The following is a 5,852-nucleotide window of genomic DNA, read 5'->3' as shown; positions in this document are numbered from 1 at the left end:
GCCTTGCGCAGTTGGTTTTCCAGCTGTAACCGCTCCAGGGTGCTGGCTTGCAGGCTGTCGGTATAGAACTGGAAATTATTCCCGCCCAAGTGCTTGGCGTGTTGCATCGCCATATTCGATTGGCTGACCAGCGCAGAAATTTCCCGCGCATTATCCGGCAGCAGGCTGACGCCCATGGAGGCGCTGACCACCAGCTCATGCCCTTCCACCGTCACCGGCACGCGCAGCTTCGCCAGCAGCCGAGTCGCCACGCGCGCCAGGCTCGACAAGTTGCCATAGGCGTCGAACAGCACAGCGAACTCGTCTCCGGACAGCCGTGCAATGGTGTCGGCTTCCGGCAGTGCGTTGATCAACCGCCGCGCCATTTTCTGCAGCAGTTGGTCGGCTACTTCATGGCCAAGGCTGTCATTGAGCAGCTTGAAACGGTCGAGGTTGATGTGCAGCAGCGCCAGGCTGCGCCCTCCTTGACGCACACGCTGATGCGCTTCGCGCAGCCGTTCGCGAAACAGCGAGCGGTTGGCCAGGCCGGTCAACTCGTCGTAATGGGTGAGGTAGCGCATGCGCTCCTCGGACTCGCGCCGCGCGGACAGATCCGCAAAAAAGCCGACGATATGGCTGACATTGCCGCGAACGTCGCGCACCACGCTCAATTGCAGCCACTGCGGGTACAGCTCGCCGTTCTTGCGCGTTTCCACCAGCTCACCCTGCCAGGTGCCGTGGCTGAGCAGCGCCTGGCGGATCACCGGGAAGTGGCGCCGGGCATCGCGGCTGCTGGGTAACTCCACGACATTGCGCCCGAGCATGTCGTCGATATCAAAACCGGTGACACGGCTGAAAGCCTGGTTGACCGCGATCAGCACGTAGTTCGGGTCGAGAATCACAATGCCTTCGCTGGCGGCCTCGAACACCGTCGAGGCGAGCCGTTGCTGTTCTTCCACGGCCTTGCCGGCGCTGATGTCGCGGCGCGTGCCGAGCATCCGGATAACCCGCCCGCCGGGAGAACGCTCTACCGCACGCCCACGGTCCTGGATCCACACCCAGTGCCCATCGCCATGGCGTATGCGGTATTCCACCAGATAGTCCTCGCTGCGGCCTTTGAGATGCTCCACCAGCGCATGTTTGAGCAGCGGCAGGTCGTCGGGGTGCAGGCGCGGCTTGAGATGACTGAGCATCGCAGTGACATATTCGGGTTCCAGGCCGAACAGTTCCTTGAGCTGGGTGTGGTGCACCTCATCGGTTTGCAGGTTCCAGTCCCACAGGCCCAGTTCACTGGCTTGCAGCGCCATGGCCAGGCGCGCCTCGCTTTTATTCAGGGCGAGGCTGGCGGCGTCCAATTCCTGGCTGCGCAGCGCCATACGGTCCTGCAGGCCGACCTGGGCTTCGCGCAGGTCCTGTTCGACCTGGCGGCGCTGCTCGACTTCGCGCATCAGCGCCTGATTCAACTGCTCGCTGCGTTGCTGGGCCTGCTGCAAATGCTCGATCAAGGCCTGGTTCTGGAAGCGTCGCAGCAGCCCGCGCTGGATCAGGCGGTTGACCTGCCACGCCACCACACTCAAAGACGCCAACAGGATCAGGCCGAGCACGCCCCAGCCCTGTTGCTGCGAGGTGCCGTTCCAGAACAGATACCCGATGATCGGCAACAGGCACGGCAAGGCGAAGGACAGAAAGGCCCAGAGGCTTACGGCATAAGCCACGCTGGCCGACAACATCGCCGCGCCGATCAGGCCGAACACCCAGGCCTGTTGCATGAAGCTGTCGGTGGGGACCAAGGCGATGGCGGCGATCGACAGGGTCAGCCCGCTGACCGCCGAACCGAGCATGAACATGCGGCGCCAGACGGGTTGGGCCTGGCGACTGGGCATGGCCGAATCAAAGGCCGCCACCTGGATGACCCGCATCGCCACCAACGCCAGCAACCAGACCAGCCAGATGCTGTCGAGCAAGTATTGCTTGGGGTTCCACAGCAGCCACGCACAGACCAGGCCATTGACCAGCATCAACAGGGTCGGCAGCAGCGAGCCCTGATACAGCAGGCGTGTCCGCTCTACCTCCATCTCGGTGGCGTAATGGTTGCGGATAACCTGCGCCGGCACCGCCGAGGGGCCGAAAAGGTCAGTGTCAAAGGTCATAGGCAGTGTTCTTATAATGGTGAGCCCGAAACGTCGACGGAGCATACACAAGCCAGCGCTCGGGCCAAACTGCTCCAAGTCATAAAAAACACCTGTCAGTGAGCGCAAAGGGTTGTTCCAGACAGCTCGAACGAGACGCCGTGCGGGCTGTGGCTCATGACTAACCGGTCATCCGCCCTCGCCAGAATGTTCGTGCGCAGGCGGTTTTCCGTCGGCCGCCTGGCATTGGGGTTTGCCCGTCTCCGCCCGGCACCCTAGAATGCGCCGATGCGCGATGATCTCTCCCTTTTGCTGAACTCTCTCAACGATGCCCAACGCCAGGCCGTAGCGGCCCCCGTTGGCCGTCAGTTGGTCCTGGCCGGTGCCGGCTCCGGTAAAACCCGAGTGCTGGTGCACCGTATCGCCTGGTTGATCCAGGTCGAGAACGCGTCTCCCCATTCCATCCTCTCGGTGACCTTCACCAACAAGGCTGCCGCCGAGATGCGCCACCGCATCGAGCAGTTGATGGGCATCAGCCCGGCCGGCATGTGGGTAGGCACCTTCCACGGCCTGGCGCACCGCCTGTTGCGGGCGCATTGGCAGGAAGCGGGGCTGAGCCAGACGTTCCAGATTCTCGACAGCGACGACCAGCAACGTCTGGTCAAGCGCGTGATCCGCGAGCTGGGCCTTGATGAACAGCGTTGGCCGGCGCGCCAGGCCCAGTGGTTTATCAACGGCCAGAAAGACGAAGGCCTGCGCCCGCAACATATCCAGGCCAGCGGCGACCTGTTCCTGGCCACCATGCGCAGCATCTATGAAGCCTACGAGGCGGCCTGCGCACGCGCCGGCGTGATCGACTTCTCCGAACTGCTGTTGCGTGCCCTCGACCTGTGGCGCGACAACCCCGGCTTGCTGGCCCATTACCAGAAGCGCTTCCGGCACATTCTGGTGGACGAGTTCCAGGACACCAACGCCGTGCAATACGCCTGGTTGCGCCTGCTGGCCAAGGGTGGCGACAGCCTGATGGTGGTGGGCGATGACGACCAGTCGATCTACGGCTGGCGCGGCGCGAAAATCGAGAATATCTACCAGTACTCCGAAGACTTCCCGGACGCGGTGACCATCCGTCTTGAGCAGAACTACCGCTCCACCGCCGGAATTCTGAAAGCCGCCAACGCCTTGATCGCCAACAACACCGGGCGTCTGGGCAAAGAGCTGTGGACCGACGGCGGCGAAGGCGAAGCGATCAACCTGTACGCCGCGTTCAACGAGCACGATGAAGCGCGCTACGTGGTGGAAACCATCGAAAGCGCGCTGAAAACCGGCCTGGCCCGCAGCGATATCGCCATTCTTTACCGTTCCAACGCCCAATCGCGGGTATTGGAAGAAGCCTTGCTGCGCGAGCGCATCCCGTATCGCATCTATGGCGGCCAGCGCTTCTTCGAGCGTGCGGAAATCAAGAACGCCATGGCCTACCTGCGCTTGCTGGAAGGTCGCGGCAACGATGCGGCGCTGGAGCGGGTGATCAATATCCCGGCCCGTGGCATCGGTGAAAAAACCGTCGAGGCCATTCGCGAACACGCCCGCCATGCCGATGTGTCGATGTGGGAAGCCATGCGCCTGCTCATCGTCAATAAAGGCCTGACGGGCCGCGCAGCCGGCGCATTGGGTGTGTTTGTCGAGCTGATCGAGAACCTTTCGGCCAAATGCTCGGAAATGCCCCTGCATTTGATGACCCAGACCGTGATCGAACAGTCCGGGCTGATCGCCTACCACGAGGCGGAGAAAGGGGAGAAAGGCCAGGCCCGGGTAGAAAACCTCGAGGAACTGGTCAGCGCCGCCCGCGCGTTCGAAAACACTGAGGACGATGAAGAGCTGACTCCGCTTGCCGCCTTCCTCGGCCATGCCTCGCTGGAGGCCGGCGACACCCAGGCCGACGAGCATGAAGACAGCATTCAGCTGATGACCTTGCACAGTGCCAAGGGCCTGGAATTCCCCTATGTGTTTCTGGTGGGCATGGAAGAAGGCCTGTTCCCACACAAGATGAGCCTGGAAGAGCCCGGCCGCCTTGAGGAAGAACGTCGCCTGGCTTACGTAGGCATTACCCGGGCCATGCAGAACCTGGTGATGACCTATGCCGAGACCCGACGCCTGTACGGCAGCGAGACCTACAACAAAGTGTCGCGCTTCGTACGTGAAGTGCCGAAGGGGCTGATCCAGGAAGTGCGCCTGTCCAACAGCGTCAGCCGACCGTTCGGCGGCGGCCAGCAGCAGAACTCCAGCAACATGTTTGCCGGCTCCGAGATTCCGGAAACCCCGTTCAGCCTGGGCCAGCAGGTCCGGCATGCGATCTTCGGGGAAGGCGTGATCCTCAACTTCGAAGGCGCCGGCGCCCAGGCGCGGGTGCAGGTCAACTTCGCCGAGGGCAGCAAGTGGCTGATGATGGGTTACGCGAAGCTCGAAGCGGTCTGAAGCTGATCGTCTGCGGCGAGGAAGCTTGCTCCCGCTGGCGTGCGCGGCGCCGGTTTTTTGGGCTGCTGCGCGGCCCAGCGGGAGCAAGCTCCCTCACCACAACAAGCCCGCCTATGAAACACTGCGTAACATGAAGATTCCTGGCTCGCCCTTGTTTTAGACGAGTATGGAGCCAATATCTGTAATAAGTCCTACAGACCATTCTGAATCGGTCTTACGCAAAAGCCCGAAACATTATGTCGCTAGCCACTGTCACGACACCTGTGCAACATGGCGCGCGTGCAATCCACAAATGGGAATTCCCTTTATGAAACGTTTTCTTAGCATCGCCATGGCGTTGTGCATCGGCTTGACGATGAGCCTCGACGCCAACGCCAAACGCTTCGGTGGCGGCAAAAGTTCCGGCGCGGCACCGACTCACCAAACCAGCCAAATGGCGCCATCTGCCGGTGCCGGCGGTGCTGCGGCAACTGCAGGCGCAGCCGGTGCCGCTGGCGCTGCTGCCAAGGCCGGCGGTGCTTCGCGCTGGTTGGGCCCATTGGCCGGCATCGCCGCCGGTGGCCTGCTCGCGTCCATGTTCATGGGCGGCGGCTTCCAGGGCATGCAGATCTTCGACATCCTGATCCTGGCGGTCATTGCCTTTGTGATCTTCCGCTTTATCGCCGCCCGTCGCCGCAAGCAGCAGGAGCACCTGGCTCCGGCCGGCGCGCCGATGCAGCGTGAAGTGTTCGAGCAAAAACCAGCCATGGGCTCGATCTTCGGCGGTTCGGCAGCACCCGCCGCCGCTCGTCCGGTGATCAACGCACCGGCCTGGTTCAACGAAGAGCGTTTCATCGAAGCGGCCCGCAGCCACTTCCAGTCCTTGCAGCAGCACTGGGACGCCAACGAAATGGACAAGATCTCCGAGTTCGTGACCCCGCAACTGCTGGAATTCCTCAAGCGCGAACGCGCCGACCTGGGTGACGGCTTCCAGTCGACCTATATCGACGACTTGCGCGTACAGCTGGACGGTGTGGATGATCGCGCCGACAAGACCATCGCCACCCTGACCTTCAGCGGCGTGTCGAAAACCTCGCGTTTCGACCAGGGCGAAGCGTTCAGCGAAAGCTGGAACATGGAACGTCCGCAGGGCGATAACCAGCCATGGCTGGTCGCCGGTATCCGCCAGAACAGCTGAAACCCGCACGCTTAAGCAAGTGGTAACAAAAACCCCGGACATGTTCCGGGGTTTTCTATTTCACGGTTGCACTTATAGCGAGCTCCTGTATAAAA

At 62.1% G+C, this 5,852-nt stretch carries 3 protein-coding genes; 2 read left to right on the top strand and 1 reads right to left on the bottom strand.

Annotated elements, in window-relative coordinates:
- A partial coding sequence (locus Q1V60_RS07965) for a sensor domain-containing diguanylate cyclase (protein WP_300629032.1) occupies positions 1 to 2,129 on the bottom strand: 2,129 nt, incomplete at its 3' end.
- 267 nt (positions 2,130 to 2,396) lie between these two features.
- Between Q1V60_RS07965 and uvrD the strand changes: the two genes are divergently transcribed.
- Together uvrD and Q1V60_RS07955 are read left to right on the top strand one after the other, a co-directional pair.
- The gene (gene uvrD / locus Q1V60_RS07960) at positions 2,397 to 4,580 is read left to right on the top strand and encodes a DNA helicase II (protein ID WP_300629029.1); all 2,184 of its coding nucleotides are present in this window, start codon (positions 2,397 to 2,399) and stop codon (positions 4,578 to 4,580) included.
- A 307-nt stretch (positions 4,581 to 4,887) separates the two neighbouring features.
- Positions 4,888 to 5,757 (top strand): Tim44 domain-containing protein, encoded by an 870-nt coding sequence (locus tag Q1V60_RS07955; protein ID WP_300629027.1) that lies wholly within the window; start codon positions 4,888 to 4,890, stop codon positions 5,755 to 5,757.
- Positions 5,758 to 5,852: the final 95 nt, after the last annotated feature.

The sequence above is a fragment of the Pseudomonas sp. genome (genome assembly GCF_030147005.1).
GTDB lineage: Bacteria > Pseudomonadota > Gammaproteobacteria > Pseudomonadales > Pseudomonadaceae > Aquipseudomonas.
This window is presented reverse-complemented; position numbering and strand designations above follow the sequence as displayed.